The sequence below is a fragment of the Caloramator proteoclasticus DSM 10124 genome, assembly GCF_900129265.1.
In the GTDB taxonomy this organism is placed as follows: Bacteria; Bacillota; Clostridia; order Clostridiales; family Caloramatoraceae; genus Thermobrachium; species Thermobrachium proteoclasticum.
The window spans coordinates 24,240-50,296 of record NZ_FQVG01000012.1 but is presented as its reverse complement, the minus strand read 5'-3'; the positions used below and the strand labels follow the sequence as shown (position 1 = coordinate 50,296).

28 protein-coding genes and 1 riboswitch are annotated in these 26,057 nt (G+C 32.9%); of the genes, 23 read left to right on the top strand and 5 right to left on the bottom strand.

Annotated elements, in window-relative coordinates; all coding sequences use genetic code 11:
• Nucleotides 1-325 precede the first annotated feature (325 nt).
• The 6 genes from BUB63_RS04555 (at nt 326) to BUB63_RS04530 (ending at nt 5,988) form a co-directional block, all read left to right on the top strand.
• Nucleotides 326-580 (top strand): DUF1294 domain-containing protein, encoded by a 255-nt coding sequence (locus tag BUB63_RS04555; RefSeq protein WP_423230481.1) that lies wholly within the window; start codon nt 326-328, stop codon nt 578-580.
• Nucleotides 581-651: 71 nt separating this feature from the next.
• Entirely contained in the window at nt 652-1,017 is a 366-nt protein-coding gene (locus tag BUB63_RS04550; RefSeq protein WP_084106520.1) for a Na-translocating system protein MpsC family protein, read from the top strand.
• A gap of 6 nt (nt 1,018-1,023) precedes the next feature.
• Nucleotides 1,024-3,177 carry a Tex family protein gene (locus tag BUB63_RS04545; protein WP_073248103.1) on the top strand — a complete coding sequence of 718 codons (2,154 nt, stop codon included), beginning with the start codon at nt 1,024-1,026 and terminating at the stop codon, nt 3,175-3,177.
• Nucleotides 3,178-3,189: 12 nt separating this feature from the next.
• The gene (locus BUB63_RS04540) at nt 3,190-4,347 is read left to right on the top strand and encodes an amidohydrolase (protein WP_027308170.1); all 1,158 of its coding nucleotides are present in this window, start codon (nt 3,190-3,192) and stop codon (nt 4,345-4,347) included.
• Between the two features lie 126 nt (nt 4,348-4,473).
• The gene (locus BUB63_RS04535) at nt 4,474-5,160 is read left to right on the top strand and encodes a Crp/Fnr family transcriptional regulator (RefSeq protein ID WP_027308171.1); all 687 of its coding nucleotides are present in this window, start codon (nt 4,474-4,476) and stop codon (nt 5,158-5,160) included.
• Between the two features lie 59 nt (nt 5,161-5,219).
• A riboswitch (FMN riboswitch) is annotated at nt 5,220-5,334 on the top strand.
• Nucleotides 5,335-5,409: 75 nt separating this feature from the next.
• A complete protein-coding gene (locus tag BUB63_RS04530; RefSeq protein ID WP_027308172.1) occupies nt 5,410-5,988 on the top strand; it encodes an ECF transporter S component in 579 nt (192 codons plus the stop codon).
• A 74-nt stretch (nt 5,989-6,062) separates the two neighbouring features.
• On the opposite strand, the gene BUB63_RS04525 is transcribed toward BUB63_RS04530, so the two are convergent.
• A complete protein-coding gene (locus tag BUB63_RS04525) occupies nt 6,063-7,301 on the bottom strand; it encodes an HD domain-containing phosphohydrolase (protein ID WP_073248102.1) in 1,239 nt (412 codons plus the stop codon).
• Nucleotides 7,302-7,450: 149 nt separating this feature from the next.
• Here BUB63_RS04525 and BUB63_RS04520 point away from each other — a divergent pair, with 149 nt between their 5' ends.
• The 16 genes from BUB63_RS04520 to BUB63_RS04445 all read left to right on the top strand — a co-directional run bounded on the left by BUB63_RS04520 (nt 7,451) and on the right by BUB63_RS04445 (nt 21,672).
• Complete coding sequence (locus BUB63_RS04520; RefSeq protein ID WP_073248101.1) at nt 7,451-9,244, top strand: methyl-accepting chemotaxis protein; 1,794 nt, start codon at nt 7,451-7,453, stop codon at nt 9,242-9,244.
• Between the two features lie 412 nt (nt 9,245-9,656).
• Complete coding sequence (gene tsaE, locus BUB63_RS04515) at nt 9,657-10,085, top strand: tRNA (adenosine(37)-N6)-threonylcarbamoyltransferase complex ATPase subunit type 1 TsaE (protein ID WP_073248100.1); 429 nt, start codon at nt 9,657-9,659, stop codon at nt 10,083-10,085.
• Nucleotides 10,085-10,795: a tRNA (adenosine(37)-N6)-threonylcarbamoyltransferase complex dimerization subunit type 1 TsaB gene (gene tsaB, locus BUB63_RS04510; protein WP_073248099.1), complete on the top strand. Its 711-nt coding sequence runs from the start codon at nt 10,085-10,087 to the stop codon at nt 10,793-10,795. Before tsaE ends, tsaB begins: the two co-directional genes overlap by 1 nt.
• Nucleotides 10,764-11,246, top strand: coding sequence for a ribosomal protein S18-alanine N-acetyltransferase (gene rimI, locus BUB63_RS04505; protein WP_051350593.1), 483 nt, complete (start codon nt 10,764-10,766; stop codon nt 11,244-11,246). The genes tsaB and rimI overlap by 32 nt, the downstream gene beginning before the upstream one ends.
• Nucleotides 11,247-11,264: 18 nt before the next feature.
• Nucleotides 11,265-12,341, top strand: a complete 1,077-nt coding sequence (locus BUB63_RS04500; protein ID WP_073248098.1) for a dipeptide epimerase — start codon at nt 11,265-11,267, stop codon at nt 12,339-12,341.
• Nucleotides 12,342-12,358: 17 nt separating this feature from the next.
• On the top strand, nt 12,359-13,636 hold the full coding sequence (aroA, locus tag BUB63_RS04495; protein WP_073248097.1) for a 3-phosphoshikimate 1-carboxyvinyltransferase: 1,278 nt from the start codon (nt 12,359-12,361) through the stop codon (nt 13,634-13,636).
• Complete coding sequence (aroC, locus tag BUB63_RS04490) at nt 13,629-14,726, top strand: chorismate synthase (protein ID WP_073248096.1); 1,098 nt, start codon at nt 13,629-13,631, stop codon at nt 14,724-14,726. Before aroA ends, aroC begins: the two co-directional genes overlap by 8 nt.
• Nucleotides 14,714-15,532, top strand: coding sequence for a shikimate dehydrogenase (gene aroE / locus BUB63_RS04485; RefSeq protein WP_073248095.1), 819 nt, complete (start codon nt 14,714-14,716; stop codon nt 15,530-15,532). Before aroC ends, aroE begins: the two co-directional genes overlap by 13 nt.
• A gap of 525 nt (nt 15,533-16,057) precedes the next feature.
• A complete protein-coding gene (locus tag BUB63_RS04480) occupies nt 16,058-16,912 on the top strand; it encodes a sulfide/dihydroorotate dehydrogenase-like FAD/NAD-binding protein (protein WP_073248094.1) in 855 nt (284 codons plus the stop codon).
• 14 nt (nt 16,913-16,926) lie between these two features.
• The gene (gene gltA / locus BUB63_RS04475; protein WP_423230479.1) at nt 16,927-18,309 is read left to right on the top strand and encodes an NADPH-dependent glutamate synthase; all 1,383 of its coding nucleotides are present in this window, start codon (nt 16,927-16,929) and stop codon (nt 18,307-18,309) included.
• A 385-nt stretch (nt 18,310-18,694) separates the two neighbouring features.
• Complete coding sequence (gene yedE, locus BUB63_RS04470; RefSeq protein WP_073248092.1) at nt 18,695-19,780, top strand: YedE family putative selenium transporter; 1,086 nt, start codon at nt 18,695-18,697, stop codon at nt 19,778-19,780.
• Nucleotides 19,770-19,985: a sulfurtransferase TusA family protein gene (locus BUB63_RS04465; protein WP_027308185.1), complete on the top strand. Its 216-nt coding sequence runs from the start codon at nt 19,770-19,772 to the stop codon at nt 19,983-19,985. The genes yedE and BUB63_RS04465 overlap by 11 nt, the downstream gene beginning before the upstream one ends.
• Before the next feature lie 4 nt (nt 19,986-19,989).
• Nucleotides 19,990-20,211 (top strand): putative Se/S carrier protein, encoded by a 222-nt coding sequence (locus BUB63_RS04460; protein ID WP_073248091.1) that lies wholly within the window; start codon nt 19,990-19,992, stop codon nt 20,209-20,211.
• A 174-nt stretch (nt 20,212-20,385) separates the two neighbouring features.
• Nucleotides 20,386-20,637, top strand: coding sequence for a TIGR03905 family TSCPD domain-containing protein (locus tag BUB63_RS04455; RefSeq protein ID WP_027308188.1), 252 nt, complete (start codon nt 20,386-20,388; stop codon nt 20,635-20,637).
• A gap of 104 nt (nt 20,638-20,741) precedes the next feature.
• Nucleotides 20,742-21,029 carry an autorepressor SdpR family transcription factor gene (locus tag BUB63_RS04450; protein WP_027308189.1) on the top strand — a complete coding sequence of 96 codons (288 nt, stop codon included), beginning with the start codon at nt 20,742-20,744 and terminating at the stop codon, nt 21,027-21,029.
• Nucleotides 21,016-21,672 (top strand): SdpI family protein, encoded by a 657-nt coding sequence (locus BUB63_RS04445; protein ID WP_027308190.1) that lies wholly within the window; start codon nt 21,016-21,018, stop codon nt 21,670-21,672. The genes BUB63_RS04450 and BUB63_RS04445 overlap by 14 nt, the downstream gene beginning before the upstream one ends.
• Nucleotides 21,673-21,694: 22 nt before the next feature.
• Here the strand turns inward: BUB63_RS04445 and BUB63_RS04440 are convergent, their stop codons facing one another.
• Entirely contained in the window at nt 21,695-22,360 is a 666-nt protein-coding gene (locus BUB63_RS04440; protein ID WP_073248090.1) for a LiaF transmembrane domain-containing protein, read from the bottom strand.
• 165 nt (nt 22,361-22,525) lie between these two features.
• Here BUB63_RS04440 and BUB63_RS04435 point away from each other — a divergent pair, with 165 nt between their 5' ends.
• Nucleotides 22,526-22,747: a hypothetical protein gene (locus BUB63_RS04435; RefSeq protein WP_027308192.1), complete on the top strand. Its 222-nt coding sequence runs from the start codon at nt 22,526-22,528 to the stop codon at nt 22,745-22,747.
• Nucleotides 22,748-22,754: 7 nt separating this feature from the next.
• On the opposite strand, the gene BUB63_RS04430 is transcribed toward BUB63_RS04435, so the two are convergent.
• The 3 genes from BUB63_RS04430 to BUB63_RS04420 all read right to left on the bottom strand — a co-directional run bounded on the left by BUB63_RS04430 (nt 22,755) and on the right by BUB63_RS04420 (nt 26,038).
• Nucleotides 22,755-23,990 carry an MFS transporter gene (locus BUB63_RS04430; RefSeq protein ID WP_073248089.1) on the bottom strand — a complete coding sequence of 412 codons (1,236 nt, stop codon included), beginning with the start codon at nt 23,988-23,990 and terminating at the stop codon, nt 22,755-22,757.
• A gap of 14 nt (nt 23,991-24,004) precedes the next feature.
• Nucleotides 24,005-25,180, bottom strand: a complete 1,176-nt coding sequence (locus BUB63_RS04425) for an alkaline phosphatase family protein (protein ID WP_159431455.1) — start codon at nt 25,178-25,180, stop codon at nt 24,005-24,007.
• 234 nt (nt 25,181-25,414) lie between these two features.
• Nucleotides 25,415-26,038, bottom strand: coding sequence for a TetR/AcrR family transcriptional regulator (locus BUB63_RS04420; protein WP_073248087.1), 624 nt, complete (start codon nt 26,036-26,038; stop codon nt 25,415-25,417).
• Nucleotides 26,039-26,057: the final 19 nt, after the last annotated feature.

Here is a 26,057-nt window from a genome sequence, read left to right as displayed (position 1 = left end):
TCTTCGACTTGTAGGTGCTAAAATACATATTATTTTAGCAAACACTGCGTGTAATATAGTAAGGATGGTCAACTTAATTATGCAGCAAAAGGCCACCCTTAGCTTTGCTACGCCCTAAAATGAGGAAATAATAAAAATAGGGCTCAAAACAAAGCCCTATATAGATTGAATTAACAAATATTACTATATTTTTAATGCTACGCATTTTACATTAATAACTTTTTATGCATTTTATTAAATTAAGTTGAATATTTATAAAAAACGTCATTAAAAGCCACTATTTTTTCGGAGCTCTTGGTGGCACTTTTTGGGGGGTGAAAAGATGCTGTTTGAATATTATTTGTTAATCGTTAATATCTTAGGTATTTTACTTATTATGATAGATAAATTTAAAGCGAAATATAAAAGATGGAGAATAAGGGAGAATACTCTATTGATTGTAGCTCTAATAGGTGGAAGTATAGGTGTATATTTATCAATGTACCTCTTTCACCATAAAACAAGAAAACCTAAGTTTAGGTATGGAGTACCTGCAATAATCATATTGCAATTGTTGATATCTTTTTTAATATTTAAATAAATTAAATTTCCCTTGATATTATAGGAAGGTAAATATAAAATAGTAGAGAAATTATAAATGGAGGTATATTTATGTCTCTAAAGGGAAATTTAGAAATGAAAATAAGCAATGCTTTAATACATTTTGAAAAGGAAGAGATAGGTCGTGGTGCAGAAGAAGCAATGGCACACATATTTAAGGATATGATAATTGTCAGGTTAAAAAAAGTTTTAACCCCTGCAGAAAAAAGGCTTGCACAATCTCCAGAGGGAAGAAAAACAATTAAAGAGTTTAGATATATGCTTGAGGATGTCTTAAGAGGAAAACTTGAGACTATAATTGAGGAGATTGTAAATGTAAAGGTTGTTAGTATTCACTGTGACATTAGTACAAAAACAGGCGAGTATCTGATGGTTTTTGTTATGGAAAAGGATGTTGAAAGTTTGTTTAAGGAGTGATGGGTAATGGATATTATAAAAAGGCTTTCAGAGGAGCTTGGAATAAAGGAATGGCAGGTAAAAAACACAGTAGATTTAATTGATGCAGGAAATACCATTCCCTTTATTGCAAGATATCGTAAAGAGGCTACAGGAAATCTTGATGATACAACACTCAGAAATTTTTATGAAAGGTTGACGTATCTTAGAAACCTATTGGCTAAAAAAGATGAAGTAAAAAGACTAATAGATGAACAGGGAAAGCTTACAGATGAAATAGTTGCAAAGATTGAAGCAGCAGAGACAATAACAGAGGTAGATGATATTTATCGCCCCTTTAGACCAAAGAAGAGGACAAGAGCAACTATAGCAAAGGAAAAGGGATTAGAACCACTTGCTAACTTAATAATCTCACAGGATTTCGATGGAGATTTAGAAAAGGAAGCAGAAAAATACATAAATGAAGAGTTAAAGGTAACAACAAAGGAAGATGCTATTTCAGGTGCACTTGATATTATAGCAGAGGATATATCGGATAATGCAGATTACAGAAAGGCAATTAGAGATATTACATATAAAGAGGGAGTTATAGTAACAAAAAAGACAAAGGATGAACGTTCACCATACGAAATGTACTACGATTATAGTGAGGCAGTTTGTAGAATTGTACCCCACAGAATTTTAGCAATAAACAGAGGAGAAAGAGAAGAATTTTTACAAGTTAAGATAGATGCACCAGTTGAAAAAATACTTTTATATCTTGAAAAGAAGATAATAAAAAGAGAAGCACAGGAGACAAAATACATAAGGGATGCAATAAAGGACAGCTACAATAGATTGATTTTTCCTTCTATAGAGAGGGAAATTAGAAATATGCTTACAGACAAAGCAGAAGAGCAGGCAATAAAGGTATTTTCAATTAACTTAAAAAATCTACTTCTTCAACCTCCTGTAAAAAATAAGGTGGTTTTAGGATTTGACCCTGCGTTTAGAACAGGATGTAAGATAGCTGTTGTAGATGAAACAGGAAAGCTGCTTGATACTACAACAGTTTATCCAACAGAACCACAAAACGATATAGAGGGTAGTAAAAGAGCTCTTAAGGAGCTAATTTACAAGCATAATGTGGAGATTATTTCTTTAGGTAATGGTACTGCATCTCGTGAATCAGAGGCATTTTTATCAGAACTTATAAGGGAAGTAAAGAAAGAAAGTGGAAAAGAGATATACTATGTTGTTGTATCTGAGGCAGGGGCATCAGTTTATTCAGCATCAGAACTTGCGGCAAAGGAGTTTCCAGATATAAATGTTTCATTAAGAGGTGCAATCTCAATTGCCAGAAGACTTCAGGATCCACTTGCAGAACTTGTAAAAATTGATCCAAAATCAATAGGTGTTGGTCAGTATCAGCACGATGTATCACAAAAGCGTCTTTCAGAGGCATTGAATGGAGTTGTAGAGGATGCGGTAAACTCAGTTGGAGTAGATTTAAATACAGCATCACAATCGCTACTTTCATATGTTTCAGGTATAAATGCTGCTATTGCTAAAAACATAGTAGAATACAGAGAAGAAAATGGAAAATTTAAAAATAGAAGAGAACTTTTAAAGGTAAAAAGGCTTGGAGAGAAGGCCTTTGAGCAGTGTGCAGGATTTTTGAGAATAACAGATGGAGATAATGTTTTTGACAATACTGCTGTTCACCCAGAATCCTATGAAGCAGCAGAAAAACTTATAAATATATTAGGATATAGCAAAGAGGATGTTAAGCAAAATAAACTTCAGGATATAGATGTAAGACTTAAAAATTATGGAGAAGAAAAAATTGCATCTGAAATTAATATAGGAATACCTACTTTACTTGATATAGTTAAGGAACTTAAAAAGCCAGGAAGAGATATAAGAGATGAACTTGAAAAGCCAATCTTTAGAAGCGATGTCCTAAAGATGGAGGATTTAAAGCCAGGTATGATTTTAAAGGGAACAGTAAGAAATGTTGCAGATTTTGGTGCTTTTGTTGACATAGGAGTTCATCAAGATGGACTTGTTCATAAGTCTGAGATATCAGAAACGTATGTTAAACATCCAGCAGATTATGTTAAGGTAGGTCAAGTTGTAGATGTTAAGGTTTTAGAGGTAGATTTAGAAAGAAAGAGAATAGCACTTTCAATGAAGATATAAGGGGGTAATTAGATGATTTTAATAAAAAATGGTACTGTTTTGACTATGGCAGGTAAAATTATAGAGAATGGTTGTGTCCTTGTGGATGGTTCAAAGATAAAATATGTAGGAGAAGAAAAGCAATTTGAAGGAGATTTTGAAGTTATAGATGCAAAGGGTGGTTATATAATGCCAGGTATGATTGATGCCCACTGCCACCTTGGAATGTGGGAGGATGGAGTTGGCTTTGAGGGAGCAGATGGCAACGAAGCAACTGATCCTATAACGCCACATTTAAGAGCAATAGATGGTATAAATCCAATGGATAAAACCTTCAAAGAGGCTTATGAAAATGGTATAACCTGTGTTTGCTCAGGACCTGGAAGTGCTAATGTAATTTCAGGAAGCTTTGCAGTAATAAAGACCTATGGCAAAAGAATAGATAATATGATTGTAAAGAGTCCAGCTGCTATAAAGGTAGCCTTTGGAGAAAATCCAAAATCAACTTATCACGAGAAGCACGAGATGCCTACAACAAGAATGGGAATTGCTGCTCTTTTGAGGGATACATTATATAAGGCACAGGAGTATTTAAATAAAAAGGAAAATGCAGAGGAAGAAGAAGATAAACCAGATTTCGATATGAGATACGAAAGTCTAATTCCAGTTTTAAAAAGGGAAATACCTTTAAAAGTACACGCTCATAGGGCTGATGATATGTTTACTGCAATTAGAATAGCAAAGGAGTTCAATATAGATTTAACCTTAGATCACTGTACAGAGGGACATCTAATAGCTGATGAGTTAAAGGAAGAGGGGTATCCTCTTATAGTAGGACCAAGCCTTTCTGAGAGAAGTAAGGTAGAACTTAGGGAATTGACCTTTGAAACTGCAGGTATTCTTAGTAAAAAGGGAATAGATATTGCAATAATGACTGACCACGGAGTTATTCCAATACAATATCTACCTCTATGTGCGGCCCTTGCAGTAAAGCACGGTATGGATGAAATGGAAGCTTTAAAGGCAATTACAATAAATCCAGCAAAGATATTAAAGATTGATGATAGAGTTGGTTCTTTAGAGGTTGGAAAGGATGCAGATATAGTAGTGTTAGATAAATTTCCACTTGATGTAATGGCAAAGACACAATATGTTTTAATAGATGGAAGAATTGTATTTAAGAGGGCATAAAGGACACCTGTAGGTGTCCTTATTTTAAATAGTTCTAAATAATTCTTTATTTTTTTATAAAAATTAACTAAATTTTTTTAAATAGATTACGATATATAGTATAGTAACTTTAAAGGGAGTGAGAGTGTGAGTAGGGAAATTTATGACAAGATTTTAAGTACACATCATAGAAGATATTTTTATGACATAGAAAAAACAATAGATAAATTTTACAATATTTTTGGTGATGACTTTAAGAAGGTTCTATACTTAAAGGGTGAAGAAATTGAAAGAGAAAATATAAAAAGTAAGTTTTTCTTTTTAGAAAGAGGTAAATTTGCAATAAAGCACGACAACTATATGGGAAGGGATATGATATGTAGCTTCGTATTCCCAGGGGAGTTTTTTAACTTTTCTGTGTTTACAGATGAATCTACCTTTAAATACGAGGCAGCGATAAATAGCTGTGTTTATCTTATTGATAAAGATAAGATATTAAATTATTTAAAGGAAAATGCTGAATTTAGAGTATATATACACAGCCTAATTATAAAAAGTATGGACTTACAGATGATAAGACAAGGATATACAAGCTCCGGCAACCATAGACATTCCTTTGTAAGCTTTATACTTGAGTATTTTAATGGATATAGTAGCTATAAGGATGGACAAGTTGAGGTAGAGCTTGATGTAAACTATCAAGAAATAGCTTATCTATTAAATATGACAAGAGAAACCCTATCTCGTATTGTAAACGAATTTAAAGATAGTGGGATAATAGAATCAGGAAGACGCTATTTAAAAATATTAGATTTAGAAAAATTCTGTGCTTAAAATATTGAATTCAACTGGAAATTATTATATAATACTATATAGATAAAATTATAAGAATAAAAAATCTTCAGGGCAGGGTGAAATTCCCGACCGGCGGTATAGCCCGCGAGCCGCAAGGCATGACTCGGTGAAATTCCGAGGCCGACAGTATAGTCTGGATGGGAGAAGGTTTATCTTTTTTTGCCTCTGGAGATTTCAGAGGTTTTTTATTTTCTCTCCGCCCTGAGATTAAAGAAAGGGGAGGATTTTATGTCAAAGACACAGAAACTAACAAAAATTTCAATTTTGGCAGCAGTGGCCTATTTAATTATGTTTATTGAATTTCCACTGCCACTTTTTCCAGATTTTTTAAAGATTGATTTAAGTGATGTACCAGCACTATTTGCAGCCTTTGCCTTTGGCCCTTTATTTGGTATTGTTGTGGAGGCGGTTAAAAATCTTCTACATCTTATTACAAAGGGAAGTACATTTGGTATAGGGGAATTTGCTAATTTTATAGTAGGATCAAGCTTAGTATATACTGCTGGTGCACTTTATAAAAGGGATAAGACAAAAAAGGGAGCAGTTTTGTCTTTAACTTCTGGTGTGCTTGTAATGGCAGTTATAGCATCTGTTGCAAACTATTATGTTTTCTTACCGCTCTATGAAAAGGTTCTACATTTTCCAATTAAGGCTGTTGTTCAAGTAACTTCAAAGGTAAACAGTTTAGTTGTAGATTTAAATACTTTAATTGTGTACTGCATTATGCCCTTTAATTTGATTAAGGGTATAGTAGCATCGTTTGTAACTTTTGTACTATACCAAAAGATGCATACGATATTAAAATAGAAGTTATTAATAGTATACAGTCCATAAAAAGCCCCGTGAGTGGATTGTTAAAATCCTTCACGGGGCTTTTAAAATTATTCTGATAGAGCTTTTTTTACAATAGTAAATGCCTTATTGCAAAGCTCACCAGATTTAACCATAGTCTGTATAATCTTAAAGGCATCATCGGCACTCATTCCAGCTCTATAGGGCCTATCTGCTGTTAAAGCTTCGTAAATATCGCATATTGCCATAATTCTTGACTCTAAGGAAAGCTTATCGGCATCAAGTCCTAAGGGATATCCTTTTCCATTAAGTTTTTCGTGATGGTTTGCAGCCCATTCAGCAATTTCCTCAAAACCATCAATTTTAGAAAGGATGAGCCTTGTATAATATGTGTGTGAACGCATTATCTGCATTTCCTCTGCGGTAAGTTTACCATTTTTATCAAGTATAGAATTAGGGATAGAGAGTTTACCTATATCGTGTAGCAGTGCAGCAATTTCCATCTTAAGTGTTTTATTTTTATCAAAACCAATATAGTTACAAACCTTTTTAACATATTTTGCAAGATTTGTAGAGTGAGTATAGGTAAAATGACTTTTGTGGTCTATTATATATGCAAATACTTCAGCAATGCGTTTAATATCTTCAAGTGTTGCAGGTATTTTAGTTTCAGGTATTATTTTATCAAGTATTTGATTTGTGTACGCAATATTTTCTATATCAAGCCAAAAGGCATCAATGAACTGCACTTTGTTATAAACATCAACAATATTTGGATCAAATAGACTGTTTTTATGTTCATTTATCCATTCATTAATTCTATTTCTCTGTATAAAGTTAGATTTTGTTTCATCATACAATATTTCAAATATATCTGCCAATCGTATAATTCTGGATATTAGTGGTATATCCTCTCCCTTTAGTTTATAAACACCAGTACCATTGAAGTTTTCGTGATGGTACTTAATAATGCTTGCAAGTTCCTTATCAACAGGAAGTCTAAGTATAAGAGCTTCTCCAAGCTTAGAATGTTCAAGTATAATATCAAAATCAGAGTGGGCTGAATCTATATCCCTTTTTATTCCTATATCGTGGAGTGCTGTTGCTATAAAAACTTTACTTAAAAAATTTTCATCATCATTTATCATTTTTGCAACTCTTAAGGCAACATAGGTTGCTCTTCTTGCGTGATTTAGAAATTTATGTTTTGATAAGTTTAGGTTGGCAGTATAATCTTCAAAATCGGTATCTGCTATTGTACTTGTTTCAGCTAAATCAACGGAAAATGCAAGGGAAGCAACAATTTGATGAAGATCAAGTCTTTCCATAAAACCTCCATAAACTTTTTTATAGTTTCTTCGATATATAGTATTGTACTACAAAACAAACATTAATTCTACAATTAATAACAAAAATCATTATTAAAAGAATTGAATTGGTTGTAAATATTTGATACAATTTAGTTGGAGGTGTTAATATGAAGGGAACAGCAGTATCAACTTGGGTAAAAACTTGTAGAAAATTATACGGAGATAACGTTGTAGATAGAGCACTTGAACATATAGGTTTTAATAAAGATAAAATGTTTTCACCTATAGAAGATGTACAGGATGAAAAGGTTAAGTCAATGATGAGTTTTATATCAAAGGAAAAGGGAATTACAACACAGCAGCTTTGGAGAAGCATAGGTAGAGATAATATAAAAACCTTTAGTATAGACTATCCAGCTTTCTTTAAGCACGATAGCCTTTATGGCTTTTTAAAATCTATGTATGATGTACACGTTATTGTGGTAAAGAGAATACCTGGTGCAAAACCTCCTATATTGGAGATGAAGCCAATTTCAAGACGAGAAGCAGTGTTTAAATACTATTCTAAAAGAGGAATGTTTGATTATTTTTTAGGTTTAATCGAAGGTTCTGCAGAATATTTTAAAGAAAAGGTTGAAATAAATGAGCTTTCAAAGGCGGCAGATACTCTTGAGTTAAAGTTAACCTTTGAAAGGGATATATATGTGACAGAAAAGTTTAGATTAAACAAGATGTTAGGCTTTGTAAAGGACATAGAATTAAAATCATCAATAGTTACATTCATATTATTTGCACTACTTGAAATTCCTACACTTTTAGTTTCAAAGGAAGTAGCTCTATATGCATCCTTTGTATACGCCTTAATTGCAACTATTTTAGGAACTAAACTAATTAACAGGCCACTATATAGAATTGTGAAGGAACTAAAGAGGATAAAATCCCACGAATATGTAGAGGATGGAAGAATAGAAACAGGAGACTACTTCGAAAAAATATTTGATGCATTAAATGAATATAAAGACATAGTAAGAAAGGATTTTGTAGGATTTAAAGGTATTACAGATGAGATGAATACATTTAGCAATACCTTAACAACAATTGCAGATAAGATGAAATATACATCAGATGAAATATCAAGTGTTGTTGAACAGGTGGCAGAGGCGGCTATGACTCAAGCTGGAGAAACAGAAACATCAGTTGCACTACTTAATGACAACGTTGAGGCAATTAAAAATGTAGTGGAAATAGAGATGCAAAATAAGGAAGAACTTGAAAATGCTGTAGAGAAAATTGAAACAAGCTTTAAGTATGTTGATATGACATCTCAAAAACTTAATGAGCTATTGAAGAATTTTGAGGTTGTAAAGAATAGAAGTTTTGAAATAAAGGAACAGGCAAAGGGAATAACAGAGGTTGTGGAACTTGTTTCACAAATTGCGGCACAGACAAACCTTCTTGCACTAAATGCTTCAATTGAGGCAGCACGTGCTGGAGAAGCTGGACGTGGTTTTGCTGTTGTTGCAGATGAGGTTAGAAAGCTTGCAGAACAGTCAAAGGTTGCAGTTGACGATATAAACAATAGACTTCTTGACTTTGTAAATCAGATAGAAATCCAAGTAAATTCAGTTGCAGAGCAGTTTGAGGTTTTAAATGACGAAAACAAAAAGTTAAATACTGCGGTTCATTCAAGTAGTGAAGCAAAGGATACAATAAAGCAGGTTGCAGATAAACTTATTGAAACATCAAATAAGCTTCAATCAGAGACTGATGCTATAATAAGGGTTTATGAAAAGATTGAATCTCTTGCAGCTATTGCAGAGGAGAATTCTGCATCATCTGAGGAAGTTGCAGCAAATGTTCAAAGCTATACAGAAGAGATTAAGAAGCTTATTGATAGTATTGCAGACTTTAAAAAGATTACAGAACAGTTCTCGCAGGATATAAATATATACAGAATCTAAAAAAAAGTTGCCATCAGGCAACTTTTTTATGTTGTTGATAAAACCACTTGTTAGTGAAAGTATGAAAAAGCCCCATGAAAGGATTTCAATAGGCTCTTTCATGAGCTTTAGCAATTCTTGGTTTTTGGTTTTTGGAAAAGTCCGTAATTCGGCACAGGACGTGCCGAGCCGAGCGGCCATCAGGACGATGGCATCGCGAGGGTAGGACTTTTTCAAACAAAGAAAAGCTTAGAATTGCTTGGCGAAATGAAGGGATGCCAAGAAATCCTTCATGGGGCTAATCAATATATAACTTTTTCAACAGCTTGAGAGTTGCTTTTGGGCAACTTTTTGCTTTCTAATTGATGATTTCACATTTATGGTATAAAATAGATTTATGCCAAAATAAATACTTGTGAGGTTGGTGTAATAGATGATTACTTTTGTTACAAATAATGAAAGAGAAACATTTGAATTAGGATATAAAATAGGTGCTAAGTTAAAAAAAGGAGATGTAATCTCATTAAATGGTGACTTAGGTGCAGGCAAAACGCATCTTACAAAGGGTATAGCCGCAGGACTTGGAGTGGATGACTATATTACAAGCCCCACCTTTACAATAGTAAATGAATATATGGGAAGGCTTCCCTTCTATCATTTTGATGTATATAGGATAGATGACATATATGAAATGTATGAGATAGGTTTTGATGAATACCTCTATGGCGATGGTGTTTGTGTTGTTGAATGGGGGGATATGGTAGAGGAGCTTCTTCCTAAGGATAAAATATATATATACATAAAAAAATTAGATGATAGCATAAGAGAAGTACAAATAAAGGGATTGGAAGGTGAAGTGTAATGAAGGTTTTAGCAATGGATACGTCATCAAGCGTTGCAACTGTAGCTATTGTATCTGATGATAAGGTTGAAGGAGAAATATATCTAAACCACAAGATGCAACATTCAGTAATACTTTTCCCAATGATAGAAAAACTTCTTAAGATTACAGAGAACAGTCTTCAGGATATAGACATAATTGCTGTATCAGGAGGGCCAGGTTCCTTTACTGGACTTAGAATTGGTGTTGCAGCAGCAAAGGGAATGGTTCAGGGTTCAAATAAGACCTTTATAACAGTTTCAAGCCTTGAGGCAATGGCATATCAACAGAGCTGTTTTGATGGTGTAATCTGTCCTATTATGGATGCACTAAGGGATAATGTATATACTGCAGTTTATGAGTTTAAAGATGGAGAATTAATAAATACAATGCCTATAGATGCACTGCATATAGATGAACTATTAGATAAGCTTGAAGCATACAGTAAAATTTTATTCTGTGGAGACGCAGTTTCAATACATATAGGAAGAATTAAAGATAGATTAAAGGATAAGGCTCTTTTTTCAACACAAAATAATATGCTTCCAAGGGCATCAAGTATAGGAGAGATTGCACTTAAAAAATATAGTAAAGGTGAAATATCAGATATTTATACCTTCAGTCCTTTATATATAAGAAAATCTCAAGCAGAAAGGGAATATGAAAAGAGGACAGGTGAGAAGATTGAGTGAATATATTATAGAAGATATGAAATTAGAAGATATTGATGGAGTTTATGAGGTTGAAGTTTTGAGCTTTAAAACTCCCTGGAGTAAAGAGGCCTTTCAAACAGAACTTACAAGAAATAGCTGTGCGGTTTATAAGGTTTTAAAATATAAGGGTAAAGTAATAGGATATGCTGGTATGTGGTGTATGATTGATGAGGGACATATTACAAACATAGCAGTTCATCCTGAGTTTAGAGGAGCTGGATTTGGTGAAAAATTAGTAGATGTCTTGATTGATGAGGCAAAGAGGAGAAATATAAATGCGATGACTCTTGAAGTTAGAGTATCAAACCTACCTGCTATAAATTTATACAAGAAAAAGGGATTTACCTGTGTTGCAACAAGAAAGGGCTATTATCAAGACACAGGAGAAGATGCCTACATTATGTGGAAGTATGATTTAGATAAAAATTAATTTTTTAGGGGGGATAAAATGAAAATAATTGGAGTAGATATAAAAACACTTGAGGTTCCTTTAGAAAAGCCATTTAAAACTGCCTTAAGAGAGGTTACTACATTAAAAACTTACATAATAGAACTTTACACTGATGATGGAAATATAGGATATGGTGAAGCGGCATCAACACCAGTTATAACAGGTGATTTAGAGGGAAATATAAAAGATGCAGTGTTTAATTATATATTTCCCTCTATAAAGGGAATGGATGTTGAAGAGATAGAAAACATAATGTATAGAATAAATAAATGCCTAATAAAAAATACAAGTGCAAAGGCAGCAGTTGATATGGCAGTTTATGATTTGTTTGCAAAAATGTGCAAAAAGCCTTTATATGTTATTTTAGGTGGTGCAAGGACTGAAGTTGAAACTGATATAACAGTTAGCGTCAAAGAACCAAAGGATATGGCAGAGGATGCAGAGGAGTACGTTTCAAGAGGTTTTAATACCCTAAAGATTAAAGTTGGAATTGACAGTGAACTTGACATAAAGAGAGTTAAGGCAATTAGAGATGTAGTTCCAAAGGATATAAATATAAGACTCGATGCAAACCAGGGCTGGAGTGCAAAAGAGGCGGTTAGAACCATTAGAAAAATGGAAGATATGGGGCTTGATATAGAGCTGATTGAGCAGCCTGTACCATATTATGATATAGAAGGGTTGAAATATGTAACCGACAATACATATATACCTATTATGGCAGATGAATCTTTATTTTCACTTCAAGACGCAGTGAGACTTTTATCAAATAGAGCCTGCGACATATTAAATATAAAGCTTATGAAGTGTGGAGGGCTCTATAATGCACAAAAAATACTATCTATTGCAGAAGCCTATGGCGTTGAATGTATGATAGGCAGTATGATGGAAAGCAGCGTTGGGATAACCTTTGCAGCATCCCTTGCCTGTGGAAGGCTTGGAATAAACAAGGTTGATTTAGATGCGGCTCTTCTTTTGAAGGAAAACAGGGTTGATGAAGGAATAGAGTATCATAAAAACATAATAAAGATGTCAAAGGGAGTAGGCTCTGGAATTAAGGGAATAAGATACTAAGGTTTGAGGTGAATTTGGTGAAGAGTATAAAAATAATACCTAAAAGGTTAAAGGGGTGCGTAGAAATACCACCCTCTAAAAGTATAAGTCATAGGGCAATAATATGTGCTTCTTTGGCAGATGGAATGAGCAAAGTAGAGAATATAATATTTTCTGATGATATTACAGCAACGCTTGAGGCTGTTAAGAGCTTTGGTGTGCAGTATAAGATAGATTCTAAAGGTGAAATTAGCAATCTTTTGATTAAAGGAAAGGATAAATTGAATTTAATAAAGAATGAGATAGACTGCAGGGAGTCAGGGTCAACTTTAAGATTTTTAATCCCTATTTGTCTTTTGCAGGATGGGGAGGTTACCTTTACAGGTCGTGGTAAATTAGTTGAAAGACCTCTTGATGTTTTTTATAAAATATTTAGAGAGCAGGGGATTAAGTATAAAAATAAGGATGGAAGGCTTCCTCTTACTGTAAAGGGAACTTTAAAGAGTGGACTTTATGAAGTTGCTGGGAATATAAGTTCGCAGTTTATTTCAGGACTTTTGTTTGCACTACCCCTTCTTGAAGGAGATTCTAAAATAGTTATAACAACCCATCTTGAATCGAGGGGATATGTGGATTTGACTTTAGATGTTTTAAAGGATTTTGGAGTAGATGTGATAAATAATGACTATAGGGAGTTTTATATAAAAGGAGGTCAAAGATACATACCTACGGATTATAAGGTTGAGGGGGATTATTCTCAGGCAGCCTTTTGGCTTGTTGCAGGAATCTTAGGTGAAGAAGTTAAGTGCAGAGGTTTAAATATAAATTCACTTCAGGGCGATAGGGTAATAGTAGATATTATAAATAGGATGAAGGGGAATATTGCTGTTTATGAAGACTATATAACAGCAAAAAATTCCACAACAGAGGGTGCAGATATAGATGTATCCCAGTGCCCCGATTTGACACCAATTATCGCAACACTTGCAGCCTTAAGCAAAGGCACAACAAGAATAATAAATGCTAAAAGATTAAGAATAAAGGAATCTGATAGATTAAAGGCAATCGCAACAGAATTAAATAAATTAGGTGCAGATGTTGAAGAGTTTGAGGATGGACTCTTAATAAAAGGTAAAGAAACATTAGAGGGCGGTGTTGTGGATAGCTGGAATGACCATAGAATAGCTATGGCACTTGCGGTTGCTTCAATTAGATGTAGAGAGCCTGTTATTATACATAATTTTGAAGCGGTTAAAAAATCATATCCAAATTTCTTTGACCACTTTATAAAATTAGGTGGTGAAGTGTATGAGTAGTATGTGGGGAAAAAATATAAAGATATCTTTGTTTGGAGAATCCCACGGAGAAGCAATAGGTATTGTAATAGATGGACTACCAGCAGGATTAGAGCTTGATTTTGATTTTATTAAAGGAGAAATGTTAAGAAGGGCACCGGGGAGAAGTAGTATTTCAACTCCAAGAAGAGAAGAGGATGAAATAAAAATATTAAGTGGCCTTTTTAATGGAAGAACAACTGGTACACCCCTTTGTTGTATTATTCAAAACGAAAATAAAAAATCTACCGACTATGAAAAAACTAAGAACATTTTAAGACCAGGACACGCTGATTATACGGGATTTGTTAAATACAGAGGTTTTAATGATTATAGAGGTGGAGGACATTTTTCAGGTAGGTTAACAGCCCCACTTGTTTTCGTAGGGGCAATAGCAAAAACAATTTTGAAAAAGAAGGGAATAATAATTGGTGCACATATAAAGAGCATAAAGGATATAGAGGATAAAAGTTTTGACTGCTGTAACATAGAAGAAACAATGAACTTTCTAAAGTATAAAGAATTTGCTGTTTTAGATGATGAAGCAGGGCAAAAAATGAAGCAGGCAATTTTAGATGCAAAGGAAAATGGAGATTCATTAGGTGGAATAATTGAAGCTGCAGTAGTAAACGTAGAGGCTGGTTTAGGTTCTCCATTTTTTGATTCTGTTGAATCAAAATTATCCCAACTTCTATTTTCAATACCTGCAGTAAAGGGAGTTGAGTTTGGGGAAGGTTTTAATATAACAAAAATGACAGGTTCAGAGGCAAATGATGAGTTTATTATAGATAATGGAAAAATTAAAACAAAAAAGAATAATAACGGTGGAATTTTAGGTGGAATTACAAATGGAATGCCTATTGTTTTTAGGGTTGCTGTAAAGCCTACTCCATCAATATTGAAGGAACAGGATACTGTAGACATAAGTTTAATGCAAAATGTAAAATTAAAGGTTGAAGGAAGGCACGATGCCTGTATTGTACCTCGTGCTGTTCCAGTAGTTGAGGCTGTAGCGGCAATTGGTATTTTAGACTTACTTATTGAAAAGGATGGATATTTATGGATGACTTAAAAAAAGTATATGGTTTAATAGGAGAGAAACTTTCCCATAGTTACTCTCCTATTATTCATAATGAAATATTAAAAAGGATAAATATTGACGGTGAATATGTTTTGTTTGAAGTAGAAAGAGGCAGATTAAGGGAAAAAATAAATGAACTAAAATATAAAGTAAAAGGTCTAAATGTTACAATCCCCTATAAAGTCGAAGTAGTGGAGCTTTTAGATGAGGTATCGGAGGAGGCTAAAAAGATAGGGGCGATTAATACAATAGATTTTAAGGATAATTTGATGGTAGGATACAATACAGACTACTATGGCTTTAAGGCTATGCTTGATGTTTATAATATAGATATAAAGAATAAAGGGGCTGTAGTATTAGGAAGTGGAGGAGCCTCAAAGGCAGTAATCCACAGCCTTTTAGATAATGAAATAGGCGAAGTAGTTTTAGTAAGTAGAGATAAGATAAGGGTAGAGGATAGATTTAAAGGAATAAAATGTATAGATTATAGCGAACTAAAACATCTTCGTAATTTTGATTACATAATAAACTGTACACCTGTTGGAATGTACCCTAATATTGATTCTTCACCTGTTGATAAAGACATTCTTCAAAATTATAGTGTAGCAATTGACTTAATTTATAACCCAACTAAAACATTATTTTTAAAAAAGGCAGAAGAAATAGGACTTAAGGCTGTAAATGGTCTATATATGCTTGTAGCACAGGCTGTAAAATCAGAGGAGATATGGAATAGGGTGAGTGTAGGTGATGAGGTTATTAGGGAGGTATTTGAGGTTTTGCATAAAGAATTTTAAAGTTAGGGTAGGTATCCTAAGTACCTACATCAGGCTGTTGAAAAAGTTATATACTGATTAGCCCTATGAAGGATTTCTTGGGCATTCGTTCATTTCTCTAAGCAATTCTAAGCTTTTCTTTGTTTGAAAAAGTCCTACCCTCGCGATGCCATCGTCCTGATGGCCGCTCGGCTCGGCACGTCCTGTGCCGAATTACGGACTTTTTCAAAGTCGAAAATCAAGAATTGCTAAAGCTTATGAAAGAGCCTATTGAAATCCTTTCATGGGGCTTTTTCATACTTTAGCTAACAAGTGAGTTTATCAACAATCTGGGTTAGGTAACTTAATTACTACCTTCAATTTTTAAATGATTAGCCTCAAAAAATTGTGAATAAATAAATAAGAATAAAAAATACTTTGATAATCAAAGGATATTTCCCCTGCAAAACTTGATTTTAAGCTTTTAATCCAATAATATATAATTAAATGTCTTTAGCCAAAAAGAGTTTGATACAAATAACATTGTATTTAATTGGGGGTATATATATGTATAAGATTTTAAAGAAGAAGACTTTGGCAGAAAATATAATAATGTTTGAAGTAAAGGCACCAATGGTTGCAAAGTCTGCAAAACCTGGTCAGTTTGTTATTGTTAGAATAGATGAAAAGGGAGAAAGAATTCCTCTTACAATATGTGATTATGATAAGGATTTAGGCACAGTTACAATAGTCTTTCAGGTAGTTGGTGCTTCTACAAAGAAAATGTCAAAATTAAGCGAAGGAGAGTTTTTATTAGATTTCGCAGGGCCTCTTGGAAACCCATCTGAATTTGTTAGTTTAAATACTGATGAGCTTAAGAAGAAAAAGTTTCTTTTTGTAGCAGGGGGAGTAGGTACAGCACCAGTGTATCCCCAGGTTAAGTACTTAAGAGAAAAGGGAATAGACTGTGATGTAGTTATAGGTACAAGAAATAAAGATTTAGTGATATTAAAGGATGAAATAGAAGCATTAGGATGTAGATTATATATATGTACTGATGATGGAAGCTTAGGTTTTAAAGGGAGAGTTACTGATTTTATGAAAAAGCTATTTGATGAAGGTAATAGTTATGATGAGGTTGTAGCAATTGGCCCAATGATTATGATGAAATTTGTATGTCTTCTTACAAAGGAATATAATATAAAAACTACAGTAAGTTTAAACTCAATAATGGTTGATGGAACAGGTATGTGTGGTGCCTGCAGAGTAACAGTTGGAGGTGAAACTAAATTTACGTGTACAGATGGGCCAGAATTTGATGGACATTTAGTAGATTTTGATGAAGCAATAAATAGGCAGAATATGTTTAAGGATGAGGAAGTAAGAAGATTACATCATAGTAGAGAATGTAGCTGTTTTTAATGGAGGTTTTATCTATGGAAAGAGTTCCAGTTAGAGAATTAGATGCAAAGGAGAGAATAAAAAGCTTTAATGAAGTGTGCTTAGGTTATAGTGAAGAGGAGGCAATAAAGGAGGCCTCAAGGTGTTTAAACTGTAAAAGTGCTAATTGTGTAAAAAAATGTCCTGTTGGAATTGATATACCAAAGTTTATCGATCACATTAAAAAGGGAGAGTTTAAAGAGGCAGCAGAGGTTATATTTATGTATAACAACCTCCCTTCCATTTGTGGCAGAGTATGCCCACAGGAAATTCAGTGCGAAGGTGGGTGTGTTCTTAAAAACAAGGGACAAGCAGTTGCAATAGGAAAACTGGAAAGGTTTGTTGGAGATTATGTATTAGAGAATAATTTAGATGTGGTAAAAAGAAAACCTATGAATGGTAAAAAGGTTGCTGTCGTTGGAAGTGGACCAGCAGGATTATCCTGTGCATCAACCCTTGCAACCTTAGGATATCAAGTTACTATATACGAGGCACTTCACGAAGCTGGAGGTGTTTTGGTTTACGGAATTCCGGAATTTAGGCTTCCTAAGGAGAAGATTGTAAAAAGAGAAATAGAGAATCTAATTAAATTAGGTGTTCAAATAAAAACTAATGTAATAGTTGGAAGGACAGTAACAATAAATCAACTTATGGATGAAATGGGATACGATGCTATATTTATAGGAACAGGAGCTGGACTCCCAAAGTTTATGGGAATAAAGGGTGAAAATGCAAACGGTGTTTTTTCTGCAAATGAATTTTTAACAAGGGCAAATCTAATGAGAGCCTTTTTAGATGAATATGATACGCCTTTAAAGATAGGCAAAAAAGTAGCTGTTGTAGGTGGAGGAAATGTTGCAATGGATGCCGCAAGAACAGCAGTAAGGCTTGGTGCAGAGGTTCACATTGTATATAGAAGAACAGAAGAGGAAATGCCAGCAAGATTAGAAGAAATACATCACGCAAAGGAAGAAGGGGTAATATTTGATATTTTAACAAATCCAGTTGAGATACTAAAAGATGATAAAGGCTGGGTAAAGGGGATGGTTCTTAGAAAAATGGAACTAAAGGATGCTGATGAAACTGGACGTAGAACACCTGTTGAAATTGAGGGCTCAGATTATACTGAAGAGTTTGATACAGTAATTATGGCAATAGGAACAGTGCCTAACCCTATAATTACCTATACAACAAATGAAATAAAGATAAACAACAGAAAATGCATAATAGTTGAAGAGGAAACAGGAGAAACAACAATGGAGGGAGTATATGCCGGTGGAGATGCTGTAACTGGAGCGGCAACTGTTATACTTGCAATGGAGGCAGGCAAAAAAGCCGCCTACGCAATACACAAAAAGTGCCACCCAGGTGAAATGTGACATTTTTTATTATATGTAAAAAAATCAGCCCACACTTATGACAGAAGTTGCTTAACTTTAGTAAATGCTGACGAATCTGGCTCAAAATTACCCATTTAATTTGTAGTGCAGGCGACTAATCCATTTTAATTGTGATTAGCCTACTTGAATTGCAGTTTGATTAGCATTACTTTATATAGCTTAGGTAGTTTACAATGAAAAGTTAAAGATGTAGAACAGATAGAAAATATGTGCTGTAGAGTATAAATGTATTAACGCTCTACAGCACTTTACATTTATAGGTAAATTTAATCAAAAATAGTTATTTATAAAAATTATCTATTTAACAAGTTGTGTAGAAATAAATTATACTGAAATTAGAAAATTCAAAAAAAGGGGGATTAGTATGGGATCAAAAAAATCAATTATTATTAATGGCTTAATAGTAGGTTTATTGTCAGTTCTTCTTGTAAAGTATGGAAACCCTGTTAATATGGGTATTTGTATTGCCTGCTTTATAAGAGATACAGTGGGAGGACTTGGGTTACATAGGGCAGAGGTTGTTAAATATGTTCGACCTGAAATAATAGGTATAGTACTTGGTGCATTTCTTATGTCCTATGGTAAAAAGGAGTTTCAATCAAGAGGAGGCTCATCACCTCTTACAAGATTTGTATTAGGATTTATAGTTATGGTTGGAGCACTAATGTTCTTAGGTTGTCCGCTAAGAATGGTTTTAAGACTTGCCGGAGGAGACTTAAATGCTTTATTTGGAATTATAGGGTTTGCAGCAGGAATAGGCTTAGGAATAATATTTTTAAATAAGGGATTTACATTAAAAAGAACGTATAATCTAAATAAGGTAGAAGGTTTTATATTCCCAGTAATAAATATAGTGTTACTTGTATTACTGATTTCAGGTTCAGCGGTTTTAATCTTTAGTCAAAAGGGACCAGGTTCACAACATGCACCAATTTTATTAGCACTTGTTGTTGGTTTAATTGTTGGTGCGTATGCACAAAGAACAAGGCTATGTATGGTAGGTGGAATTAGAGATTTAATTTTGTTTAAAGATTGGTATTTAATATCAGGATTTTTAGCAATATTTGTTGCAGCACTTTTAGGGAATATTGCCTTTGGATTTTTCAAATTAGGGTTTGTAGGTCAACCTGTTGCACATACTGATGGATTGTGGAACTTTTTGGGTATGGCCCTTGCAGGATTTGGTTCAGTTCTACTTGGTGGATGTCCTATGAGACAAATAATATTAGCAGGAGAGGGGAACATAGATTCTGTAATAACTATATTAGGTATGGCAGTTGGAGCTGCCTTTGCACATAATTTCAAACTTGCATCCAGTGCACAAGGCCCAACAGTAAATGGTAAAATTGCTGTTATAATTGGATTTATAGTAGTAGCTTTAATTGGATATTTCAATATAGAAAGAAGTGTTGATTTTAAAGTGAAGGGGGATGTAAACATTGAAGGCTAATTTGGTTGATGCAAGAGGAAGATCGTGCCCAGAACCAGTTTTATTGACTAAGAAGGCACTAACATTATACAAAGATGGGGTTGATGTTTTAGTTGATAATATAACTGCAAGGGAAAATATAAAAAGATTTGCAACCAACTTAGGATATAAAGTAAATGTTAAGGAAAATGGTCAAGATATATTAATAGAGATTAGAAAAGAGTGATTTTATGTATATTGTAACCTTTCATACTCAATCAGCAGCTTTTATGTATAAAAGGCTTCTTGAGCAAAACGGAATAACTGTAGAGCTTATGCCAACTCCACGAAGAATAAGTTCAAGCTGTGGAATTGCTGCAAGGGTTTTTGACGAAGAGGCACTTAAATTTCGCATAGATGAATTAGATAGTATCTATAATGAAGAATTAAAATTAATAATAAAAAACACATAAAAAACCTTTGGTTAAATGCCAAAGGTTTTTTTTAAAGGACTTTACGACGAAGCTAAAATTAGATTAACAGATTTGATTAAAACTATATTGGATAATAATGTAGCTTAAAGTTGCTTTACCCTTAAATATATTGTTATAATTAATACTACTTACAATAATTTTGGAGGTGAAAATATGTATAGCTATAAACCAAGTAGTGTATGTGCTGATGAAATATTATTTGATGTTAAGGATGGAAGAATTACTAATGTTGAATTTGTTGGCGGATGCCCTGGTAATGCAATTGGCCTTGCAAATCTTCTTGAGGGTATGGAGGTAGAGGAGGCTATAAAAAGATTAAAGGGAGTAAGATGCGGAGCAAAAAACACATCCTGCCCAGATCAGTTTGCAAAGGCACTTGAGGATATAATAAAAATTAGTCGCTAAAATTAGCGACTTTTTTTATAACAGCTTGCACATAGTTTAAAAAATGATATATAATAATATTAGATATTTAGAATATTGTCTAAATATCTAAGGGAGGTGGAATTATGAATTTGCCATTCAAAGCTTTATCAGACCCAACAAGAAGAAAAATAATTATGTTACTAAAGGAAAAGGATTTAACAGCAGGGGAGATAGCAGAACACTTTAATATGACAAAACCAAGTATTTCACATCATCTTAGCATACTAAAGCAGGCAGATTTGGTTTCTGATGAAAGAAAGGGACAAAATATTTATTATTCTTTAAATACAACAGTATTCCAGGAGCTCATAAATTGGTTTTTTGAAATCATAGATTATAATGAAGGGGTGAATAGAGATGAGAATAGGTGAAAAATTAAAAAAGGATTGGCCCATTTTATCTTTGATAATTATTACATTCATAATAAGCCTTATTTTATATCCTTATCTACCAGATAGGGTTCCAAGCCATTGGAACATAAGAGGAGAAGTAGATGCCTATTCAAGCAAACTATTTGGGGTATTAATGATAAATTTAATGAATTTAGGACTGTATTTCTTATTTTTAATCCTTCCTAATCTTGACCCTAAAAAAGAAAACTATGTCAGGTTTTCTTCAGCCTATAATATTATTAGATATTTCCTGCACGTTTTTTTTGTGATTGTACAGCTAACTATAATATCTGCAGCTCTTGGATTTAAAGTTAAAGTAGACTTTGTTATGACAATTTCCGTTGCAATAATGTTTATATTGTTTGGAAACGTTATGGGCAAAATAAAACACAACTATTTTGTTGGAATTAGAACCCCTTGGACGTTAGCAGATGAAAGGGTATGGATTAAAACACATAGATTTGCAGCACCTCTTTGGGTTATGTCTGGTTTTATTATGATTTTTGTATCCTTTAAGGGTGGTATAACTGCATTCATAGTTTTAATTGTTGCAACGTTAATTAGTGCCTTTGTACCAATGATTTATAGTTATATTGTTTATAAGGAATTAAATAAGAAGTAGTGGGTAAATCACCAACTACTTCTTAATTTTTGATTTCAACTCCACCTAATATAGAAAAACATCTTACATAAAGTGTTTTTTCCTGTTCAGGACTAAAGAAGGTTTTATTATCCCAGCCACCTAAGATAGGTACTCCAGTAACAACAACCTTCCAATCTTTTGGTACCTTTAAATCTATTCCTCCCATTATAGAAGTTGTAGTTATTTCTGCATAGCTACCCTCTATTTTACAATTTGTAAGATCAACATCGGCACCACCTAATATGCAAGTAATGTTTCCACCTTTAAATTTATTAGCAGCATTAATAGTTTCGAGTGATGATAATATTGCAACATAATCTATAAAGTTGTCTTCTCTAAATTTGTTTTTTTTTGTATGGGATACATTTTGGGAAAAAATAAGTGATATTCCAATGACAATTAATATTGTAGGCCATATATACTCTTTAAACTGGCCAGGAAGTAAATCAAGATTCCAAACCTGAAGTATTGTACCTACAACTAAAAACGACATCCCAGTTGCATTTATGCTCTTGTATTCTATAAATTTATAAATTCCATAGATAATAATCAAGGACGGCCAGTATTGTCTTATAAGTAAATTTATATCGATTATCTGTAATTGTGATAAAATAAGAAAGATACCAATTACAATTAGTAATAATCCCATTTTCTTTCTTCCATTCATTTTAACCCCTCCCTCCTTATAGTATTAATTATACTATAAAAAATTATATTTAGTAATAAAAATAAAATATTTACAATTATATAAAATTTTTAACAAAAATGGACAAATTAAAATTGCTATGATAAAATTTATGTATTATAAACTGTTATAATACGGGGTGTAGCTATGATACCTACAGTTTCAAATGTTCAGTTTTCAAGTAATTTAAGAAATTTAGGTAATGCATCTCAGGATTTTTTAAATTTAGATTTAATATTAAGGGTTACAAAATCTCTTGAAGCCTCAATAGATGAATTTATTATGACCTATGATCCTAAAAAGTATTATAGGGGTATGAAGGGTATATCGACTAAAAATGTAGGTTTAAATATAAATACATATGCATAAAGGTACCTTAGTTAGGTACCTTTTTTAATAATATTCCACCTATAATAAATAAAATAATTACACTAAACACCCCGTTGTTTGTCTTACCTGTTAGCTGTGCAACAAGACCAACTAAAAATGGCCCCATTATGGCAGCAAACTTTCCAAATATGTTGTAAAAACCGAAGAATTCATTTGAACTTTCTTTTGGCACAAGCTTCCCAAAATATGAACGGCTAAGGGCCTGTATTCCACCCTGTGATGTTCCAACAAGCATAGCAAGTATCCAGAAGTCAACTGCTGTTTTTAAGAAGTATGCATAAATACAAATTCCAGTATATACAGCTATTGCAACATAAAGCATAGTTTTAGTTGAATATTTTTCTGAAAGCCTACCATACAAAATTGCAAAGGGGAAGGCCACAAACTGAGTAAGAAGAAGTATAATCAAAAGGCTTGTAGCACTAATACCTAAATCTGCACCATAGGATGTAGACATTTTTATAATTGTATCAACCCCATCTATATAGAAGAAATATGCTAAAAGGAATATAAAAAGAGGCTTGTGTTTTTTAATATCTTTAAATGTATTTATAATTCTTCTAAAGCTTGCGGATATAGGATTTTTTTCAGGTTCTATAAAATATTTTTGATTTACATTTTTAATCATAGGAATTGTAAAAATACCCCACCATATAGCAGTTATTATAAATGAAATCTTTGATGCAGTATATACGCTCATAGGAATTTTATTAAATTGTGCTAATATTACAATAATCATACAAATTATAAAAGGGATTGTGCTTCCAATATATCCAAGTGCATAACCCATTGTAGATACCCTGTCCATTCTGTCTTCACTTGTTACATCAACTAAAAAGGCATCATAGAATATATTGGCACCTGAAAAACCAACAACAGTCAAAAGATAAATTACAAGTAGAATAAACCACGCATTTTTTGTAGGAATTGCAAGTAAAGATGTAGAGATGATTCCAATTAAAAAGAATGTTACAAAAAATTTTTTCTTGTACCCTTTATAGTCTGCAATTGTTCCAAGAATAGGTGCTAAAAGTGCTACAACTAAAGTAGCAATTGAGTTTGCATATCCCCAATAGGCAGTAGATGTTGCCTTATTAATATTTGCAGCGTCCGTTAACATTTTAAAATAGAGAGGCAAGATAGTTGTAGTAACAGTCATAGAATATGCAGAGTTTGCCCAGTCATACATAGCCCAGCTTTTCTCTTCTTTGTTAAGGTTCATAAACATCCCCCAATTCATTTTAAATTTATAGAATTTAACAGTATGGCCTTTATATCTGTTATCTTAATGCTGTTAAGCTGCCTTTTAGTTTCACCCCTATCCCATAGACAAAAGAGAGTTTTATGCTTATTAGGAAGCTGTCCGTGGGCAGCCCTGTGATCTGATGGTGCAATATAATCTTTAATATTTTTGTCTGTAAAACAATATCCTGATGAAGGTTCAAGCATTAAAAATGCATTTTTATCAAACCCTAATTTTATATAATCAGATGCGGTAAATATTTTTTCTATTGTTCCTTTGCTCTGTCTACTAAAATCCTCTATTGAATAATATATTTTATCTTTTATATTATTTGACACCTCCCTTCTTAAGTATATATATGCAGAACCATCACAGGATTTAAAATATAAATAATCTGAAAGCTTTTTCTGCTTAAAATACTCATTTAAAGAAATAGCACTATGAACATCTAAACTACCGTGGTCACCTAATATGGCTATTTTATATCCCAAATTAGATGCAACATCAAATATTCTCTTCAATCTTTCTTCGTGTCTTAAAATAGCCTCTTTAACTTTTTCAGACTTTGTACCATATATGTGCTTTTGTGTATCAAGGTCTGTAAAGTGAACAAGTACAAGATTTGGTCTTTTGTATTTTAATGTGTATAGGGCTGATTCCAAGACAAAATCATCAAGATTTGGTTGTTTTAGACCATTTAGCATTTTTCCAAACTTTTTATAAATAGATAGTTGAAATAGTTTACTGCCTGCAAGGAGGGAAACAACAATCTGATTTTGCCAAGGTCTATTGGCAAATATTTCAGGCATATTGTAATCTATTTTTCCTCCACCAGTTGTAGGCCAAAGAAGTGTACAGATAGTACCACCATTATTTTTTACAATGTCTAATATAGTTTCACACTTTATATCACTTTTGTACCAAAACCAATCTGGAGAGGTGCGACTTGGCTGAAGTTTTGTGTTATTTACAATACCGTGTTCATAGGGTCTTTTTCCTGTAATTATACTGGCGTGGTTGGGATAAGTAAGTGTAGGGTAAACTGGTTCTACGTCGAGGGAATAGATAGAGTTATTTAATATATAATTAAACGTTGGTAAATTTCTAATTGTTTTAAAATCATCTGTACATAATGCATCAAAGGAGATTACAATAAGTTTTTCCTCCAATTTTAACACCTCAATTCAATTATAATACAAATATATTTAATATATATTAAGTTTTGGAAAAATATTTAACTTTTTTATTTGTATATTTAGAGTAGTTTTATTATTTCCATAAAAAACTATTAAACTAAAACCAAACAAATAGATTATTTTATAAAAGCCCCATAAAGGACTTAAATATAAAGTAAATCCTTTATGGGGCAAATAATAAGCATTAATATAGATAGCTTTAATACCCTACTTATACATACCACCTTTTAAAATATTTGAAATAACCCGCATCTCCTCAATAATTTTATCTTTTTCTAAAACAATTTCACCCTTTTCATTTTTATGAGTTTTAATGTAGCTGTTAGCATAACCTTCAAATACCCAAGAAATTATTTTAATTGCATTTTGAACATCCACGTCTTCTTTTAGGTTAGAAAAATCAATGTTTTTAAATATAGCGTCATAGCCAAACCTTTGATATTCTAATAGAATAGGTGTAAGTTCCTTGCTTACCTCCTTTGGAGTGTTTAAAAAAGCATCGGTTAGAAGTTTAAAGATATATGGGTATTTCTCCATAAGATTAAATTTAACAAGGTTCCACTTAATGATTCTCTCAAATATATCAGTCTCTGAAAAATCCACAATTTTAAAGAATTCATCATACAGCAGAGGAACTGCATATTTTATTGTTTCTATATATAGTCCCTTTTTGCTTTTAAAATAGTGAAATAATATTCCCTTTGATATAGAAGCAGCCTCTACAATTTTATTAGTAGATGCGTTTTTATATCCTTCCTTTGCAAATTCCTCTATAGCAGCCTTTATTATTTTTTCTTTTTTTTCTTCAGGTACGTTGTTTTCTTTTTCCAAAATAATTCACCTCTTGTCT

Bases quoted from the DNA above. Each gene is read 5' to 3' on its own strand.
- BUB63_RS04550 (WP_084106520.1), top strand. From the start codon at position 652: ATGTCTCTAAAGGGAAATTTAGAAATGAAAATAAGCAATGCTTTAATA.
- BUB63_RS04545 (WP_073248103.1), top strand. From the start codon at position 1,024: ATGGATATTATAAAAAGGCTTTCAGAGGAGCTTGGAATAAAGGAATGG.
- BUB63_RS04540 (WP_027308170.1), top strand. From the start codon at position 3,190: ATGATTTTAATAAAAAATGGTACTGTTTTGACTATGGCAGGTAAAATT.
- BUB63_RS04530 (WP_027308172.1), top strand. From the start codon at position 5,410: ATGTCAAAGACACAGAAACTAACAAAAATTTCAATTTTGGCAGCAGTG.
- BUB63_RS04525 (WP_073248102.1), bottom strand. From the start codon at position 7,301: ATGGAAAGACTTGATCTTCATCAAATTGTTGCTTCCCTTGCATTTTCC.
- BUB63_RS04520 (WP_073248101.1), top strand. From the start codon at position 7,451: ATGAAGGGAACAGCAGTATCAACTTGGGTAAAAACTTGTAGAAAATTA.
- tsaE (WP_073248100.1), top strand. From the start codon at position 9,657: ATGATTACTTTTGTTACAAATAATGAAAGAGAAACATTTGAATTAGGA.
- tsaB (WP_073248099.1), top strand. From the start codon at position 10,085: ATGAAGGTTTTAGCAATGGATACGTCATCAAGCGTTGCAACTGTAGCT.
- rimI (WP_051350593.1), top strand. From the start codon at position 10,764: ATGAAAAGAGGACAGGTGAGAAGATTGAGTGAATATATTATAGAAGAT.
- BUB63_RS04500 (WP_073248098.1), top strand. From the start codon at position 11,265: ATGAAAATAATTGGAGTAGATATAAAAACACTTGAGGTTCCTTTAGAA.
- aroC (WP_073248096.1), top strand. From the start codon at position 13,629: ATGAGTAGTATGTGGGGAAAAAATATAAAGATATCTTTGTTTGGAGAA.
- aroE (WP_073248095.1), top strand. From the start codon at position 14,714: ATGGATGACTTAAAAAAAGTATATGGTTTAATAGGAGAGAAACTTTCC.
- BUB63_RS04480 (WP_073248094.1), top strand. From the start codon at position 16,058: ATGTATAAGATTTTAAAGAAGAAGACTTTGGCAGAAAATATAATAATG.
- gltA (WP_423230479.1), top strand. From the start codon at position 16,927: ATGGAAAGAGTTCCAGTTAGAGAATTAGATGCAAAGGAGAGAATAAAA.
- yedE (WP_073248092.1), top strand. From the start codon at position 18,695: ATGGGATCAAAAAAATCAATTATTATTAATGGCTTAATAGTAGGTTTA.
- BUB63_RS04460 (WP_073248091.1), top strand. From the start codon at position 19,990: ATGTATATTGTAACCTTTCATACTCAATCAGCAGCTTTTATGTATAAA.
- BUB63_RS04455 (WP_027308188.1), top strand. From the start codon at position 20,386: ATGTATAGCTATAAACCAAGTAGTGTATGTGCTGATGAAATATTATTT.
- BUB63_RS04450 (WP_027308189.1), top strand. From the start codon at position 20,742: ATGAATTTGCCATTCAAAGCTTTATCAGACCCAACAAGAAGAAAAATA.
- BUB63_RS04445 (WP_027308190.1), top strand. From the start codon at position 21,016: ATGAGAATAGGTGAAAAATTAAAAAAGGATTGGCCCATTTTATCTTTG.
- BUB63_RS04440 (WP_073248090.1), bottom strand. From the start codon at position 22,360: ATGAATGGAAGAAAGAAAATGGGATTATTACTAATTGTAATTGGTATC.
- BUB63_RS04435 (WP_027308192.1), top strand. From the start codon at position 22,526: ATGATACCTACAGTTTCAAATGTTCAGTTTTCAAGTAATTTAAGAAAT.
- BUB63_RS04430 (WP_073248089.1), bottom strand. From the start codon at position 23,990: ATGAACCTTAACAAAGAAGAGAAAAGCTGGGCTATGTATGACTGGGCA.